The sequence below is a fragment of the Paenibacillus sp. JNUCC32 genome, from assembly GCF_014863545.1.
Classification (GTDB): Bacteria; Bacillota; Bacilli; order Paenibacillales; family Paenibacillaceae; genus Paenibacillus_AQ; species Paenibacillus_AQ lautus_A.
The window spans coordinates 5,289,046-5,306,009 of sequence record NZ_CP062260.1; the positions used below are offsets into that span (position 1 = coordinate 5,289,046).

11 protein-coding genes are annotated in these 16,964 nt (G+C 55.0%); 2 read left to right on the plus strand and 9 right to left on the minus strand.

Annotation, left to right across the window (positions count from 1 at the left end):
* Positions 1–6: 6 nt before the first annotated feature.
* The 6 genes from JNUCC32_RS23375 to JNUCC32_RS23400 form a co-directional block, all read right to left on the minus strand.
* On the minus strand, positions 7–2,412 hold the full coding sequence (locus JNUCC32_RS23375; RefSeq protein ID WP_192572717.1) for an alpha-L-rhamnosidase-related protein: 2,406 nt from the start codon (positions 2,410–2,412) through the stop codon (positions 7–9).
* Positions 2,412–4,556, minus strand: coding sequence for an alpha-L-rhamnosidase C-terminal domain-containing protein (locus tag JNUCC32_RS23380; protein ID WP_192570003.1), 2,145 nt, complete (start codon positions 4,554–4,556; stop codon positions 2,412–2,414). The genes JNUCC32_RS23375 and JNUCC32_RS23380 overlap by 1 nt, the downstream gene beginning before the upstream one ends.
* Before the next feature lie 27 nt (positions 4,557–4,583).
* Positions 4,584–5,414 (minus strand): carbohydrate ABC transporter permease, encoded by an 831-nt coding sequence (locus JNUCC32_RS23385; RefSeq protein WP_145040227.1) that lies wholly within the window; start codon positions 5,412–5,414, stop codon positions 4,584–4,586.
* 12 nt (positions 5,415–5,426) lie between these two features.
* Positions 5,427–7,337, minus strand: a complete 1,911-nt coding sequence (locus JNUCC32_RS23390; protein ID WP_228469018.1) for an ABC transporter permease subunit — start codon at positions 7,335–7,337, stop codon at positions 5,427–5,429.
* Positions 7,338–7,438: 101 nt separating this feature from the next.
* Positions 7,439–9,109: an ABC transporter substrate-binding protein gene (locus JNUCC32_RS23395; RefSeq protein WP_036664819.1), complete on the minus strand. Its 1,671-nt coding sequence runs from the start codon at positions 9,107–9,109 to the stop codon at positions 7,439–7,441.
* Positions 9,110–9,267: 158 nt separating this feature from the next.
* A complete protein-coding gene (locus tag JNUCC32_RS23400; RefSeq protein WP_192570005.1) occupies positions 9,268–10,281 on the minus strand; it encodes a LacI family DNA-binding transcriptional regulator in 1,014 nt (337 codons plus the stop codon).
* A 438-nt stretch (positions 10,282–10,719) separates the two neighbouring features.
* On the opposite strand from JNUCC32_RS23400, the gene JNUCC32_RS23405 reads away from it, so the two are divergent.
* Positions 10,720–12,636, plus strand: coding sequence for a beta-N-acetylhexosaminidase (locus JNUCC32_RS23405; protein ID WP_192570006.1), 1,917 nt, complete (start codon positions 10,720–10,722; stop codon positions 12,634–12,636).
* 118 nt (positions 12,637–12,754) lie between these two features.
* Here JNUCC32_RS23405 and JNUCC32_RS23410 read toward each other — a convergent pair whose 3' ends face one another.
* Complete coding sequence (locus JNUCC32_RS23410) at positions 12,755–14,080, minus strand: sulfatase-like hydrolase/transferase (RefSeq protein WP_192570007.1); 1,326 nt, start codon at positions 14,078–14,080, stop codon at positions 12,755–12,757.
* 153 nt (positions 14,081–14,233) lie between these two features.
* On the opposite strand from JNUCC32_RS23410, the gene JNUCC32_RS23415 reads away from it, so the two are divergent.
* The gene (locus JNUCC32_RS23415) at positions 14,234–15,109 is read left to right on the plus strand and encodes an AraC family transcriptional regulator (protein ID WP_192570008.1); all 876 of its coding nucleotides are present in this window, start codon (positions 14,234–14,236) and stop codon (positions 15,107–15,109) included.
* A 138-nt stretch (positions 15,110–15,247) separates the two neighbouring features.
* Here the strand turns inward: JNUCC32_RS23415 and JNUCC32_RS23420 are convergent, their stop codons facing one another.
* Both JNUCC32_RS23420 and JNUCC32_RS23425 read right to left on the minus strand, forming a co-directional pair.
* Complete coding sequence (locus JNUCC32_RS23420) at positions 15,248–16,165, minus strand: hypothetical protein (RefSeq protein WP_228468810.1); 918 nt, start codon at positions 16,163–16,165, stop codon at positions 15,248–15,250.
* A gap of 68 nt (positions 16,166–16,233) precedes the next feature.
* Positions 16,234–16,722, minus strand: coding sequence for an RNA polymerase sigma factor (locus JNUCC32_RS23425; protein ID WP_009593946.1), 489 nt, complete (start codon positions 16,720–16,722; stop codon positions 16,234–16,236).
* Positions 16,723–16,964: the final 242 nt, after the last annotated feature.

Consider the following 16,964-nt stretch of genomic DNA (forward strand, 5'->3'; position numbering starts at 1 on the left):
ATCGCCTTAATCTCTGATTCTAAGCACAAGCTCCGTCCCGTCGATCGCTTTCACGGTAATTCCCTCCGGAATCGTGAGCTCGTATTTCAGCTTCCCTCCCTTCCCTCTCTTCCAGCTTGCTTCCATCATGCCAAAGCGCGTCGGCACAGCGCCTTCCGCCCAATCGAGATCACCGGCATGCGGAGCAAGATATACCTCCTGATCGCCGAGTCTGCTTAAATCAAGGCCCAACACGGATTGCGTCAAAATATAACTCGGCGATGCGCCCCAGCCGTGACTAAAGCTCACGGGAATATGATCAACTAAATAAGTTGGCGTATTGCCTTGATAAGCGCTCGGCACGGTACAGGCCGGCGTTGACGGATCATACGTCTCCCACCAGGTCGTCGCTCCCCGGTCCAGCATGCCGCCCCAATAGCTTCTTATGATTTCCAGGGCGCGGTCTACGCGTCCTTTGCTCATCAGCGTCTCCAGAACCACATGATAGAAAAAAGCGCCTCTTAACGGCGGCAGCTTTCCGCCGTCGTACCATTCGTCCAGGAAGCGGTCCTCTTCCGCCGGGTCCATCAGGCCGGACCATATCGCCGCAAAGTTGGTCTGAGCCGTGATCTGCTTCGATAATCCGTCCGATCCGATGCAATCCGCAAACACGATCTCGCCAGGGGGCCGCATCTGCTCCCTTATGGCAGCGCGAAGCCGGACCGCCTGGTCGTTCCACTGCCCTGCCAGTTCACCGTGTCCAACCTCTTGCGCCAGCTCCGCCGCCAACCCGAGCGCCTTGTAATAGAAGCAGGAGACGGCCGTCACCCGATCGCGCCGGTCGATGTAATCGGCCCAGTCGATAAAGCACCACCAGCCAGGCCGGTCGGCGCCGGCAAACAGGCCATCCCGATCCTCCTGCAGCGCGAACCACGCCATCAACCGCGTAATGGCCGGCCAGATTTCTTCCAGGAAACCGCGGTCCTTCGTATACAGCCAGTGGGAATGCACGCCGAACAACCAATGCGCGCAGAAATCGGGCAGCAGAAACGAGTTTCGTTCCGGGCCGGTACCGGGTATGGAGCCGTCGTCGTTCTGAATCCGCGCCCCTTGCAAGAGACATTTGCGCAGCAGCCGATCGTCTCCGAACGCATGGTAGATGACTTTGCCCATGACCACGGCATCGGCTACCCAGAGCGCCTTCTCGCGCAGCGGACAATCCTCCAGATGGTCCTGGCTGTTCACCAGCGTCGTATACGCCCCGACCTCCCAAATCCGGTTCAGACGCTCATCGCTGCAGCGAAAAAAGCCGGATTCGTCAAACGGATAGTGGACGGATTCGACGCCGAAGCGCGATATCGTCAGCGCGGCCGGCGTCGCCTGTGCCGTAACCTGAAGGAAACGGAAAGCCCGGCGGCCAAAGGGCTTCAACCGATTTCGCCCCTTGCGCAGGATGAAAGTGTCATACAACTGCAGCTCCAGCGATTCTCCGTACGACAGCTGGATCACGCCGCCCTCGGGTGCGTCCAGCTCCAGCTCGGGATACCCCACGATTTCGCTAGCAAAGTCATACACAACACCCGGCAGCGAGCCGGGCATACTGGCATCGAGCGTCCAGTCCGTTGTACCTCCCGCTAACCCGCCTGGATCTCTTTCTTTTCCCTCCTCTGGCAAGCCAATAACTTCTTGACTCGAAGGGGCATGCTCCGGCGTACCGAACGCTTCCGTGCTGCCTAAGCGATTCCGCAGCATGCCCGACTCCCCCAGGCTGACGCCGAAATTGGCCTCGGTCCGCACGATCGCGGCCGGACTGACCCATTCCCTGTGCAGCGGAGGAATCTCCCGCGGAAGCAGTCGCGGCCATGGCGAATCCGGATCCAATGCTTTGGCGATAACCACCGCCCCGCTCCAGGAGGAATCGTCGTAAGCGGATTCCTCCCATCCGTCCTCCTGCTCCGCGAGATAAATTTCGCGGAATCCGTTCCACTGATGCTGGCGCGACACCCGGGCCATCCATCTTGGCGATCGCCGGACCTTCCAATCCGCATCCGTGGCGGCCACGCAGAACACTCCGTTCCCCTGCTCGATCTCAAGCTCGGCAATCAATCCCCCCGGCCCTTGCATCTGGCCTGTCACGATATCGGTCGAACCGAAATTGTAGGCGACGATGGCCAGCACATTCCTACCTTTCGCCAGCAGCGGGGTCACATCGATCTCGTCGTAATATTTCCACTGCTGGTCGGCAGGTGAAGGCCCCCTCCCGACCACGGTACCATTGACATAGAGCAAGTACTCCTGGTTGGCTGACACGTACAATCGGCCCGCCATCGGCGCTTCCTGCAAGTCAAAGCTCCTTCTCGCTTCCAGATACACGTTGGCCGTATTCGGGGGGAAATCTCCCCAGATCCAGCTCGCTTGCCAGTGCTCTTTCATCATGCCCTCCCTGCCAGCTCGGCTTCCCCGATGCGAGCTGATTTGATCATGCGGCCATGCTCCAGCTTCCATTCCACCTTAATCAAGCCCCTGGGACTTGGAATCACGCCCCGTGCGGCCGTGAGCCCTCCGATCGCATGAGGCTCGAAAGCGATGCGGGCATATCCGGGCTCAAGCGCGCGAATCCCCAGGACATACCTGGCAATCCAGACCACCGGCGTGCTCGACCAGCTGTGGCACAGGCTCATCCGATAGGAATCGTACGCGGTATACGTGGTCAGGGCATGGTGAATATCGCTGCTCGGCGTCAGCCTGATCCCCTCCCAGAACGTGGTTGCTCCCGCATCCAGCATCGTTCCCCAGACCGTAGCGATAACCGCCCACGCCCGTTCGTGCATGCCGTACTCCGAGTAGCATTCCGCCAGCCAGTAGGCGGACAATGGCGTGAGCGGGTCCCTCAGCCGATAGTCGAGGAGAAATCTGCGTGCGCTGTCTTCTCCCACGTACCCGCTCTTAATGCCGATGACCGAGGTGAGCAGCGCGTATGACGGCCCGATGAACTGCTCCTCCTTAAGCTCCGCTTGCGGTTCATCCCAATGGAGCCCAAGCTCCGGCATGTAATCCGCCAGCTGTTTCATTTGGCTCTTCGCCATGCCGTAAATCGCGTTCAGGCACGCCCACGATTCAGACGTCCCCATGGGCGACCATTCGATAAAGGAATGTGCCTCTCTGGCATCCGGCATGAAAATCCCGCTGCACGGATCCGCATTCGCCTTCACCCAAGCGATATGCCGCTGCAGATCCTCACGGATTTCCCATACGAATTCGCGGTCTCCCGTCTCGAAGTAGTAATCCCATATGCTGCTGAGCCACCACAGCGTATAGGAGGGGAGATTGTTCATCCAATAGCCGTAAGGGGTCCGGCCCAGCTCCCGGAGCGACCGCTTCAATACCGAATAATCGTCCCAGAGCGAGTATTCGGTTTTGGCGGCCAGGTAAATATCGTAAGCCCAATTCAGGCGATCCCGCTTGATGCCGTCCCACAATCCGATTTGATGGCAGACCCGGCTGGTATGCACCGACACGTCATAGATGCGCTGTAGAAGGTTGTTGTCCGTCTGCAGCTGCCCCGCCTGGTTCAGCGCAGCACCGGCAGCCTCCAATCGGAGCTCGATATGGAATGTTCCTCCATCGTCCCCGCTTACGTAAATTTGCACGTACCGCATGCCCTGGGGATTCGTTGCCGACAGGCTCCCCGGCGGAATCGCCAACCACTCGGTCATGCATCCGTCATAATGCCGCAGCTCTTGCAAGGATTCAGCGCCATTCCACAGCAAACCGATCTCGGAATCGCCGTGGTTGGTCACCTGCATCCGCACATTGAGCTCATGGGGCAATTCCAGCAGCAGCTTCGGCATCCGGCTCAAATTCAGCCCTTTCTGCTGAGTCCTGCGTTCCTTCCATTCGCCCTGCTTCAGAAGATGATAAAAAATATGCCGTTCATTCCGGGACTCCACTTCGCCTAGGATGATTCGCCCTCCGGCTGTTCCATTCATCTGAATTACACCATCTATGCCGCTGACCGCTTCCACTCCGGCTGCGGACATGACTCTTATGCCTTGAACAGGCTCGACCACGATATCGCCGTATCCTCCGGCAATAAACCAAGGAGGCGCATGATCCAGGTCTCCGAAGGGCTCCTCGCCCCAAACGCATACCACCTCTGCCGGACCGTCCCCGGCCTCCCAGGTATCATCCGTTGCCAGCCATAAGCCTTCGCTTCCGCTCAAGTAGGCGATGCATCCCACCGAGCGGTCATGCAGATGCATATTGATGGGATGCATCGGCATCGGCTCCGTATTTCGGAGCTCGATTCGGAGCGTATAGGCTCCAGGCTCCAAACTGCCGGGGAGCCCCTCTACCGGATAAAATGCGGACGTATGCCTGGCATGCTCCGGGAAATGGCCGATCACGTCATCGTTCAGCCTGATCTCGGCTTCTCCCGTACAGGCGATTCTCATCTCAAGCTGCTCAACCGCGGCATGCAGGACAAAGGTTTTTTCCAGTACGACATGCCGCCGGCCCTCACGTTCCCTGTGCCAGATCCAGCTGGGTATCTTCTCCGCTTGCCTGTGTATATTCATCCATCTCTCTCCATTTGGTCCGTCGTTTTATATTTTTAAAGCCCCTTGCGTAACGCCTTGAATGTAATACTTCATCCCGAAGCTGAACAGCAGCACCAGCGGAATCGCCGAAATGATGTACGCCGCGAATTCCACGCCCATGTTGGAGATGCCGAACTGGTTCGTGAATTGCGTAAGCCCGACGCCAATCATCTGGATGCTGTTCGATTTAATGGTCAAAAGCGGCCAGATGTAATCGTTATAGATCCCGACGGACTGCATGATCATCAAGGTCATGAGGACGGGAACGGACAGAGGCAGCACCATTCTCGTGAACACCACGAACTCTCCCGCACCGTCGATTTTGGCGGCATCAAACAGCTCGTTGGAAATGCCCGCCATGAAGCTCCTGCACAGAAAGGTGCCGAAAATCTGGCCTCCCGCGGCCGCGCTGATAATGATGACCCACGGCGTATTCACCAGCCCCAGATTCGCATACAGCACATAAGAAGGGATCAGCGTCATGACGCCCGGTATCATCATGATGGCCAGCATCAGCATGAACAGCACCTCCTTGCCGAGAAAGTCCTTCTTGGCAAAGGTATAGCCCGCAACGGCGGACAGGGCCACGACCAGCGTGCCGCCCACCGCCGCATAGAGCACCGTATTCAAGGTATACCGCCAGATCGCCGCGAAGGCTTCCGCATAATTCGCGGTCTGCGCCGGGATGGGCAGCGTCCAGATGCCTCCCAGAATCTGCGCGTTATTTTTGAAGGATGAAATCAGGGTGAAAGCGATGGGGGCGAGGGTCAACGCAACAAAAACGATAAGCAGCACATAAAGCGCCGACTGCTGAACGAGTCTAGCCTTAGCATTCATGCCGTTTCCCTCCTAATCCGTATTGGTTTTGATGAATTTCATATTGATGACCGTAATCACCATGATGATGGCAAACATGCTGACGCCGAGCGCCGACGCATAGCCCAGGTCATTGAATTTCGTTGCGGCAAAATACATCTGCAGCGCCGGCACGTAGGTCGAATCGGCAGGCCCCCCGCCGGTCACGATCAGGATGGAGCCGAAGTCCTGAATGATGCCGATCAGCGCGAGCACGATCAGCAGCTTGAATTGCCCTGCCAGCAGCGGCAGGTGAATCGCCCGGATAATGCGGAAGGATTTGGCGCCGTCGATTCTCGCCGCTTCGATCACTTCTTCCGGAATGGCAATCAGCCCCGAGTACATCACCAGCAGCTGCAGGATGCCGACGAACGGAAAGCCCATCATAATGATGGCCCACAGCGCCGTATTCGGGTCCCCCAACCAAGGATGGCTTAGCGAGCCGAGTCCGATCATGCGCAGCAGCTGGTTCACAAGGCCGATGTTCGGATCGTACATGTCCTGCCAGACCAACAGCATGCCAACGGATGGGATGACCATGGAAATGACGAAAAACGTGCGAAATACATACTGGGACCTTTTGCTTCTCAGATGATAGATCAGCTCCGCCACGATCAGCGGCGGAATGAGAGCCTTGAACAATCCGGTGACGATGAGGATGAGCAGATTGCCCACGCCTTTGGTGACGTACGGATCGTTCGCCATTCGCCTGAAATTGTCCAGCCCGATAAACTCGCTTCTGGCCCCGGGATTCCAGTCGTACAAAGAATGAATCAAGCCGGAGAACGCCGGGATATACAGGAATATAATAATGAGCGTAAAGCTGGGGAGCAGCATGGCATACGCCAGTTTGCTCTTCCACAACCGGTGAAGAATGTAAGGTTTTTTGCGCCATAACCAGAAAAATAACAGGGCCGTCAACAGAACGAATACGATCACGGCCGCTACCTGTACCACGGTTTTGACCATCGCCGCCTGTTTGCCTTGCTCCAGCACGGCCCCGACTTCATATTGGAAGACGGCTCCTTTGTCCGAGCCTGCGAAGAGCCGCGTGCCGTCTTTGCTGAACCGGATTTGCTGGCCGGCTCCGGCCTCCTTCGTGCTCCACAACAAATCGCCGTCTTGATTGGCCACGTAATAATTGCCCGAGTAATCCGCTACCCCGATAAACTCCCCGTCATGGGTGACATGAACGGAGGTCACTTTATCCTTGGTCAACAATTCGCCAAGCCTGCTGCCCTCCGCCGAATAGAGGACCGCTTTATTGCTGGACGTTCCGACCACCATCGTTCCGTTATCCGCAACGGAAGCATGAAGAATGTCGCCCTCCAGCGGCGTCTGGAATTGCAGCTCGCCGGCAGGATTGAACAAATAGGCATACTGGTTCGCGGCTCCGGCTGCCAGCCATTGCCCGTTCGGGGATACCGCGGCGCTCTTCACCGCGATGCCGATCGAAATTTCACGCAGCGTCTGTCCTTGTTCGTCCAGGACATGCACCAAACTTTCGTTATGCAGCGTCACGATAGCCAGCTTGCCGTCGGGCGTTGCCGACAGATTCTTGATCATTTTCTTAAAATCCCGCTTCCACAGCTCCTTGCCGTCAGCACTCAGCATATAAAGATGCCGGTCATCGGAAGTGACGAGCATGCGGCCGTCATTCAGGAGGGCGACACCGGTCACGACGTTGTTTGCCATGAATTCGAATCGCTGGGTGCCATCACGCTGAAGAAGAATGGCACTCGCGTTCTGCGTACCGACCGCCACCAGCTCGCCGTCTTCCGATATGGACAAGGCTTTGATCGTAAGGCCCTGCTCCATCGTCCAGATCGGCTCAGAGGCATGGATCGGCTGGGCAAATAGAAATAGCAGCAGCGAAGCCAGCAGGCAGGAATATATTGTTCTCATCACCTTCGTGTTCACACTCCCTTCCATGCCAAGTGAACCCGCAGGACTTCACCGATGAAGGCGAAGTCCTGCGCCTTACAGCCATTTACAGCCTTCTAATGCTACTGTCTGACAGGCGGCTGACGCTCCGGATTCTCGATATCGGAGAGTTCTTTTTTGCGTTCCTTGAGCATGGCTTCGAATTTGGCGTCAATATCCGCCTGGTACTGCTTCAGCAGCTGATCCACATCGATTTCATCGTTGAAGTATTTGGAGATCAGGCCGATATAGCTCTGCACGGACGGCTGATAGTCATGGAGACCGCGGGCCAACACGTTGCCCGGGCTGTTCAGCCCTTCCGTATTCCCGATCGCGTCAAACGATTCGAACGTCTTCTTCATTTCTTCCGGCAGCTCGATGTCGTTAAGCAGCGGCGCGCCGTTCAAGGAGGCGTCTTTGGAATTCTGGATAGCTTCCAGGTACACTTTATATCCTTCCGGGCTGGTCAAATACATCATGAAATCCACGTTCAGGGCCGTTTGCTCCGCATTCTTCTTCACGAAGCCGTAGAAGCCGGTGTAGATGTGAATCGTTCTCGCCGGAGCCTGGACCAGCTCCCCTTCCATGGAAGGCATGTTGAAGAATCCGAAGTCGAAGGATTTCACGCCGCCGCTCTCTCCCGTTTTTTCCGCATCGGCAAAATCCTTGGGAAGCTGCCAATAGGAGGACGGAAGCGCGACCATGGTTGCGGCCTTGCCTGTCAGGAAGAGCTTGTAGGCCTGCTCCTCGGACATGCCCATGAAACCGTCCGGGGCATAACCGAACAAGGTTTTCAGATTTGTCATGACTTCGCGCCACGCCGGATTGCCCTCGACTTTATACGGGCCGACTTTGTTTTTGATCGCCTGGTACATTCGCAGCTCGTTCGTCGATACTTTGGAACGGGAATCGTTGTACGGGTCGCTCAGGTCGAACTTCCAGTTATCGTCGATGTTTGGCATGTACGTATAATCTTCCGGCTTTGATTTGATCAGCTCCACGTAATCGCGGAAGTACTGGTCCGGATAAATGCGCATGAGCCAGCCCGCCTGACCGCTCCACAGGGAGAGCGCGTTGCCGCCGATCGTGAACGGGATATAACCCGCCGCCTTTAGTTTGTCGTAGGTCGCGATGAGTTCATCGAACGTTTTAGGGGTATCGGTAATCCCCGCTTTCTCGAACATCTCTTTGTTGTACATCCAGAGGATTTGAACCGATTCAAAGTTAAGCGCTTGCAAAGTTTGTAGGTTAGGGTCATCCAGATTAACGCCCATGCCGTCCAAGTTGAAGCTTTCCTTCCAGAGCTTTCCGGTGTAGGGGTTCTCCGTCTCCAGCCAAGGCTTGAAGTCCACGAATTTCTGGTCTTCGTTCAGGTCGCTGTTTTCATTCGTGTTCACAAAATCGGCCTCCGGCTCTCCGGCGGCAAACTGAGCCTGCAGCCATTCGCGGTAACCCTCGGCCGGCTTGATATCCACGACGACCTTCACGTCCGGATGCTTAGCCATGTAAGCGTCGGCTACCTTGCCCCAAACCTCGGCTGAGGCACCGCGCAAGGATATTTGGATCGTGCCGCTTTTAGGTTTTTCCGTATCTTCTCCGGCTGGTTCGGCTGGTGTTTTGTTATCCGTTGGGGTAGGCTGTTCGGATGGTGACGGGCTGGCGGTATTGGGTCCGCTGCTGGTACAGCCCGCTGCGATGATGATCATTAGTGAGGAAATCAAAATGAGGCTTACGATTTTTCTAAAATGGATCATGACGTTCACTCCCCTAAGCGTTTAATGAATTCGCTTACATTTATGTGAAGTCTTAGATGTCTAAATTGGACCCGCATCACTCCCTTCAAGGTTAACAGGGTGCAAAAACGTTTTTGCACCCTTCAAAAAAAAGAATCGTCCAACGAAAATATCCGTTTTCAGGTCGATTCTCTTTCAATGACGGTACACGGCAAAACGATCGTCTGAATATCGTCAAAACGAATTTCGCCGTCAATCAGCTGCATTAACAGCTTCGCTGCTTCCAGGCCCATCTGCCGCATCGGCAGCTCGATCGATGTAATGGATGGCCGGGCCAACTGGGACACGGCCGTGTTATCGAATCCGATCACCGCCAGGTCCTCCGGCACCATGTAACCCAGCTCCTGAGCCTTCTCGACGACGCGGGAAGCGATCACGTCGCGTCCGGCGATGATGGCGGTAGGAGGCTCGACTCTGTTCAGCAGCTTCTCCGTTTCCGTATACCCGCTGTCTTCTTCGAAGGAACCGATCTCCACCAGCCGCTCATCGAACCCGTCGCCTAATTCCTCCATGGCCTGGCGGTAGCCGTTATACCGGTCCAGCGAGGCATCCACTTCCAGCGAGCATGGGGTGATGAGCGCAATCCGGCGATGACCCTTGCCGATCAGATATTTAACGGCTTCATAGGCGCCTTGCTCGTTATCCGCATTGACGCTGTGACACACCCCGGGCATGGTCGGCCTCCCGAGCAGGACAAAAGGAAACCGGTTCTTGATCAGCTCCCCATACGGCTGGTTAATGGCCGCCCCCATCAGGATCAGCCCATCCGCCGATTGCTTGCGGTAGACGTCCAGCAGGTGATCCGCCAATTTATTCGTACTCGGCTTCTGAAAGGACAGCAGCAAATCGTAATTGTTGTCTCCCGTCGCCTCCCCAAGTCCCTTGACGACGTCGAGGAGAATGGTATTCTCCAAACCGTCCACCGTATCCTCGACCACCAGGCCGATGTTGTTCGTCTTCTTCGTAACCAATCCGCGCGCGGATTGGTTCGGCCGATAATTCAGCTTCTCGATTGCATCGAATATCCGCTTCTTGGTCGCTTCCGCTACATGCGCGGAGCCATTGACCGCAAACGACACGGTACAAACCGCTACGCCGGCCTCACGGGCGACGTCTTTTATGGTTGCTGCCATCATGATCATCCTTATCCAAAATTATAGGAAAGCATTTAATTAGACTATAAATGCAGAACTGTAAAACCGCAGAGTTCCAACTACTTATGTAAACGCTATCAGGTATTAGCCGATTACGGCGTTATCGCGTTGAAGAAAGAATCGCCGAATGACGCAATGATTGATGTTCTCTTGATGCAAAACGTTTTTGCAAAAACGTTTTGTATATAAAATACACCGGGTTATCGGCAGTGTCAATCCTGTTTTTTGTTCTTATTTTATCTATTTCGTAAATGAATAGCTCGTCAACGAACCGCTGTACGTTTGATATAGGTCCGTGATAACTCCTCTAACTTTGCAAACAAAGGATTGATTTCCAGCGGCGATTCCCATAACATTAAACATTATAATGATATAATGTTTAATGTTCGCAAAATCATGGATGCAGGGGGATTTCATATGAAATTTCGTTTCGAGGGCGCTGTTACGGATGTCATGCCAGGCATTGAGCTGCTGCTGGATGAGCTTGGCGTCGAACTTTTGGAAAACGGCATCCCCGTTGAGGTAGCCTTGTCCGATGGCGATCTGGAGGTCGGCAGGGACCGAGACCGCGCCTATATTCGTTACGGACGAAAACATCAATTTTTCCGGGGACTCGGCCTGCTGGTTCAACATAGCCGCCAAAGCGATTCGTTCCACCTTCACGAACGCCAGCAATTTGACCAAATCGGCCCGATGTTCGACCTGTCCCGCAACGCCGTGCTGACCATGGACAGCTTTAAGCTCATGCTGAATAAAATGGCCCTGATGGGCATGAACAGCGTGATGCTGTACATGGAGGACACCTACCAGATCGAAGGCGAGCCGTATTTCGGTTATATGCGCGGTCGCTACACGCAGGCGGAGCTGAAAGAGATGGACGATTATGCCGATCAATTCGGCATCGAGGCTTTTCCAAGCATCCAAACCTTGGCGCACCTGGAGGAGTTCCTGAAGTGGGAGCCCATCAAGCATTACCGCGATACGAAGGGTGCCCTGCTCGTCGGCAGCGAGCAGACCGATTCCCTGATTGAACGGATGATCGAGGCTGCCAGCGCTCCGTTCCGCAGCAACAAGATTCATATCGGGATGGACGAAGCGGAGGAGCTCGGACGTGGTAAATATTTGGATCACAACGGTTATGTGAGCCGTTTCGACATTATGATCGCCCATCTGGACAAAGTCCTGGCTGCCGTTCGCAAGCGCGGCCTGAAGCCGATGATGTGGAGCGACATGTTCCTGAAGCTCGCTGCCGGCGGAGGCGGCGATGCGGCGTATTACGACAAGGACACCTCGATCCCGGAGGATATGGCCCGCCGCATCCCGAAGGATGTGGACATGGTGTACTGGGATTATACCCACATGGAGCCGGCGGACTATGAGAAGCTGATCGCCAATCACCGCCCGCTGGGCTGCAACCTCGTGTTTGCCGGAGCCGTCTGGATCTTTAACACATTCGGCGTCAACTACGGGTTGTCCCTGAACGCATCGAATGTTGCGCTTCAAGTGTGCAAGCAGGAAGGAATCCGCGAGGTATACGCCACGATGTGGGGCGACGACGGCAACGAAGGAAATCCGTTCGCGGCGCTGCTCGGTCTGCAGCTTTATGCCGAGCATGCCTACTCGGAACAGGAGCCTTCCCCGGCTCAGTTGGCGGAACGGGTGAAATTCTGTACGGGCATCGACATGGAGTCGTTCCTCCTGCTGAAGGATCTGGACGAGATTCCCGGCCAGGAGCCGAACAACGCCAAGCAGAGCAACCCGTCGAAATTTTTGCTGTATCAGGATGTGCTCCTCGGGATGTTCGACAAACAGATCGAAGGCCTGGACCTCTCGAACCACTATGCCGAGCTGGAGCAAAACCTGCGCGCGAAGCGCGATAGCACAGCCGAACTGGACTATCTGTTCGAGATGCCGGAGAAGCTGAGCGCCGTCCTCAAACGCAAGAGCGAAATCGGCATTCTGCTGAGGCAAGCCTATGATGCCAAGGACGTCGATACCTTAAGGCATATGGCCAAGAACGTGCTCCCTGCCATCTCCAAAGCCGTGCAAGAGCTGCGCATTGCCCACCGTACGCAGTGGCATCGGATGTTCAAGCCCTTCGGCTGGGAGGTCATCGATATCCGCTATGGAGGCGTCATCACCCGCCTGGAAACCGCATCGTTCCGCATTCTGGAATACGTGGAGGGACGGACGGCACGGATCGAGGAGCTAGAGCAGGAACGGCTGGTGTTCAGCACGACCAACCGCGACAACCACAAGGGCGTCGGCTGGTGCAGCCATTATTACCGCATGGCTTCGCCGAACGTGTTCTACCATGTCCTGAATCCTTTTTAAGGGTTCCGGCTGTCGGATTCTGCTGATGCCCTGTCATCAACACATAATAAAAAGCCCCGGTTGCCGGGGCTTTTTTTGCATTTATCGCTGAGGCTTAGGCGATATGCTCTATTCACGCTCAGGATCCGTGCCGCTGCACTTCCTCATACCAGTCTCGCACATCCCGGCTAAGCCGTTCCACGATCTCCGGGTAACGGTCCGCCAGGTTGGAGCGCTCCCCGGGATCCCTGGACAGATCGGACAGGTGAATCTGATCCGGAACCACCCGGTCAAAATCGAGTTTTCCGTTCAGCACCAGCTTCCAATCCCCTTCCCGGACAGCCAGTTGGCCTTGATACTCCCAGAACAACTGCTTATGCGGCGACGGCTCGCGCATTTGCAGCATTTCCTTCAGGCTGCTTCCATCCAGCGGTATGCCTTTAAGCGGTCCTGCCGCCGGATCGACGCCGGCCAGATCCAAAAAGGTCGGTGCGATGTCCATCATAGCCGCCACTTCATCTCGCACTTGTCCGCCTTCCCATCCGTTCGGCCAGCTCAATATGGCAGGTTCGCGGATTCCGCCCTCGAACAGGCTTGCTTTATGCCCCCGGAAAATCCCCGCGCTTCCCCCGTAATACACGTCCTCCGTTCCATCCAGCCAGTTCCGGCTCTCGGAGGACGGTCCGTTATCGCTGGAGAAGAAAATGACCGTATCCTCGTAACAGCCGGCTTGCTTCAGCGCTCTCACGATCTCCCCGACGCCGTCGTCCACCGCGGCAATCATGGCGGCCATGACCTGCCGATCCCAAGGCAAATGCGCAAACCGGTCCATGTATTCCTGCGGCGCATGCATCGGATAATGCGGCGCGTTGTACGACGCAAACAAGAAGAACGGAGCCTCCTGCTCCTGCTCCCGCGACCGCTGAATGAAATCAACCGATCGTTCCGTGATCAGCTCGGTCATGTACCGGCCGTTCTCCCAAACCTCCGTTTCGTTTTCCCATAGATCATGCAGGGGGTTGACGCCATGGGCTTGGCCCCAGTAAAAAATGTGCGAGTAAAAATCGACGCAGCCTGCCTTGAATCCGAAAAACTCATCAAATCCATGCGCATTCGGGCTGGTTTCCTCGGACAAGCCCAAATGCCATTTTCCATACAGCGCCGTCCTGTACCCGGCAGGCTTGAGCGCCTTGGCCAACGTCACCTCGTCCGCAGGCAGTCCATGCGAGCCGCGCTTCGCCCCCAGAATCTCGCCGACTCCCGCTCGGGCCGGGTACTTGCCCGTCAATAAAGAAGCTCGTGAAGGAGAGCAGACCGGGGAATTCGAATACCAATTCGTAAAACGAATGCCTTCATCAGCCAACCCGTCCAGATGCGGGGTTTTCACGGTGTCCGAACCGTAGCATCCAAGATCTCCATACCCTAAGTCATCGCAATAAATCACGATAAAATTCGGTTGTTTCATATCTCCATTCACCTCTACTATGCTCGACTTGTTCCTCATCATCGTACCTTTTGGCGGACGAATACGGAATGCTCCAGCCTTGCAATCGTTATACAATATGTTGCATCATAGCAATAACAAAAGAAATGATCGCTATAGGCGGAAGGAGGACACATGAGTTTAACAGTGAATCAGCGGCCATCCCGAGAAGAATACTTTAACAACCCGGCTCACTTTGAGACACAACTGGGATTATGGATATTCAAATCCGGATCCCACCCCTTTTTCACCGAAAAAGTCGGTCCCCGGTCCGTCGAATTTTATAGTATACATTTCGTTGCCAGCGGCAGGGTGCGGTTCGGATGGGACGGCAGCAGCATCTCCCTCTCGGAAGGCGATCTTTTCTGCCTTTTCCCCGGCTCGGTCTATACATATGTCAAGGACTGCGACGAGCCGTCCACCATGATCACCTGGACGGCCTTTATGGGCGAGTTGATGCCGTCCATATTGAAGCATGTCGATTTATGTCCGGAACGGCCCTATCGTCAAAATGCCTTCAGGGACGATGCCTTGGCAGTCATCAAGGACATTCAGCGATTGCTCCGGCAGCCCCAGCAGGACCATAGCCTTCAGCTGATGTCGCTGGGATTCCAGTTGATCCACAGCATCGATCCCAACCGGGACCAGCACCTCCCCGCTGCTTCGGCTGCTTCCGACTGGCTCGAGTCCGTGCCCGGATATATGGGGCTTCATTGCACGGAGAACCTGTCCGTGGAGGAGCTTGCCGCCTGGGCCGGCGTGCATCGCAGTCACTTCACCCGCGCGTTTACCCGCCGATACGGCATCTCTCCGTCCCGCTACATGCAGCAGTTGATCATGGAGAAAGCGACCCGCCTGTTATCCGCCGAGGGAACCAGCATCACGCAAACCGCTTTATCTCTGGGCTATTCGGATTTGTTTACGTTCTCCCGCGCCTTTACCCGGTATTTCGGAATGACGCCAAGCGCATTCGTGAAAGCGAACCGCCCATCATCGAGAACAAGCGAATAACAGGGAACGGCCATACGATAAACGATAAAGGGATCGCCGTTATCGATCCTACAGCAACGAAAAGAGGCCATCCGATTAGGGATAGCCTCTAGTCTTATTACATTATCTATTTTTCGTTGTTACAAACGGCAGGACAACCTACTCCTCCATCAGCTCCCACAGCGTGGTGAATGCCTCACCTTCCAATTGAAAGAATACAGGCGCATTGGCATATCGCACATATTGGCCGCCTTTAAACAGTCTTAACTGGACTTCCGTCCCGTCCTGCAGCTGGATATACAGAAATTTCTGCTCGCTAGGCCCGGTCTCGTAGATCCCTTGCTCAAACAAAGGTTCGGCCGCTATCGGCTTCGCTTCATATAAAGCTTCAACGAAGGCTTGCACCTCCGCATCGGCGGAAAGCTCGCGCAGTTTGTTCTCGCCCATGTTCCAGCTGTCGAAATCCTGCCATTTGACCGAAGTCATGTTCCCCATCAGATTCAGCTTGCCGATAATATCCTCGCCCTTGGCCACCGTAATCCCGTTCAGATGCTCATACAATTCGGCGTAGACTTCCCCGTCGTGCTCCATGTAGGACATAATTCTAAAATCGGCGTCGTATCCCTTAACCGTAAAGATGTCCATTTCGCCGATCGTCGAGGCAAGCTCCGTGTAATCATCGGAGGAGCTCCATTCCGTAATCCCCGACTTCGACCGTCCGAGCTTGTCGCCCCTCAGCTGCTTGGCGATTTCCGGCGTGATTTGCGTACCGGTTTGGGTGTAGATATTGCCCTGGTATACAACCAAACCGATCATGTCGGCTTTGACGTTGCTCTCGCCCGGAAGCTCGATTTTCGGAATGGTTACCGGATCGTGACCAACCTTCGCGGTCGGCGGGGTATTCGCCCCAGTCCCTTGTTGAACCACCGGAATATCGCTGACCGCTGGCTCGTTCTCAAGATTCAATACCAGCGAAGTCACTACCACCAGCCCCAGCATAATGGCCGCGGTGACGCCGGCGACCCCCAGTCGGCTCATTCTTGTCGTTTGACGCTGATTTTGTTTCATTCCTTTCATAATCCGCTCCTCCATTCCTTTATCAGGTTCTATTCGATCTATCAATGATTTGTAGTCACTCCGATTCATCAATCGTCCTCTCCTTCCAAGTCCATGCGCAGCAGCTTCCTGCCGCGCTGAAGACGCATCTTGACCGCAGACTCATTAATCTGCAAAATCCCGGCGATTTCCTTAACGGAATAATCCTCGTAATAAAACAGATGGATGACCGACTTATACTTGAACGGCAAACTCATGACGTTATCCATCAGCGTCCGTTCCGACGGTTCGACAAAATAATCGTTCATATGCTCCATTTTGGTTACCCGCTTGCGCCACAGGCTCCCTTGCATGTTCTTGCAGTGGTTCGTAATCACCCGGATGAGCCAAGCTTTCTTATGCTCCTGATCCCTGAAGTCGGGCGCTTTATATATCAGTTTAATGAACGTCTCCTGAATGGCTTCTTCGACATCCTGTTTATTCCCAAGGTACACCATCGCTATTTTAAAAAGCATATCGCCATATAATTCATAGGTTTCCGTAATATCTCCGCCCGGCCGGAGCGAATCGATCTGCATCGCCTTTAGACCTCCTTTTACCCTTAACACAGTTATGGACGCGGATCGGTCACATTTTGTTTTTAAGTTTTTCGGATTAAAAAAGAGGGTGTCCCAAAAGCTCTTAGATCTCGTGTGCCCCTCTTTCTGTTAGGAGACGCTCCGTGTACGAATCGTTTACGAAAGAAGCGGTGCAACGAAAGTAAAAAACAAGAAAATGGCGGTGCAAGGATCGCCTCCTTAGCACCGCCATTTCTATTTCC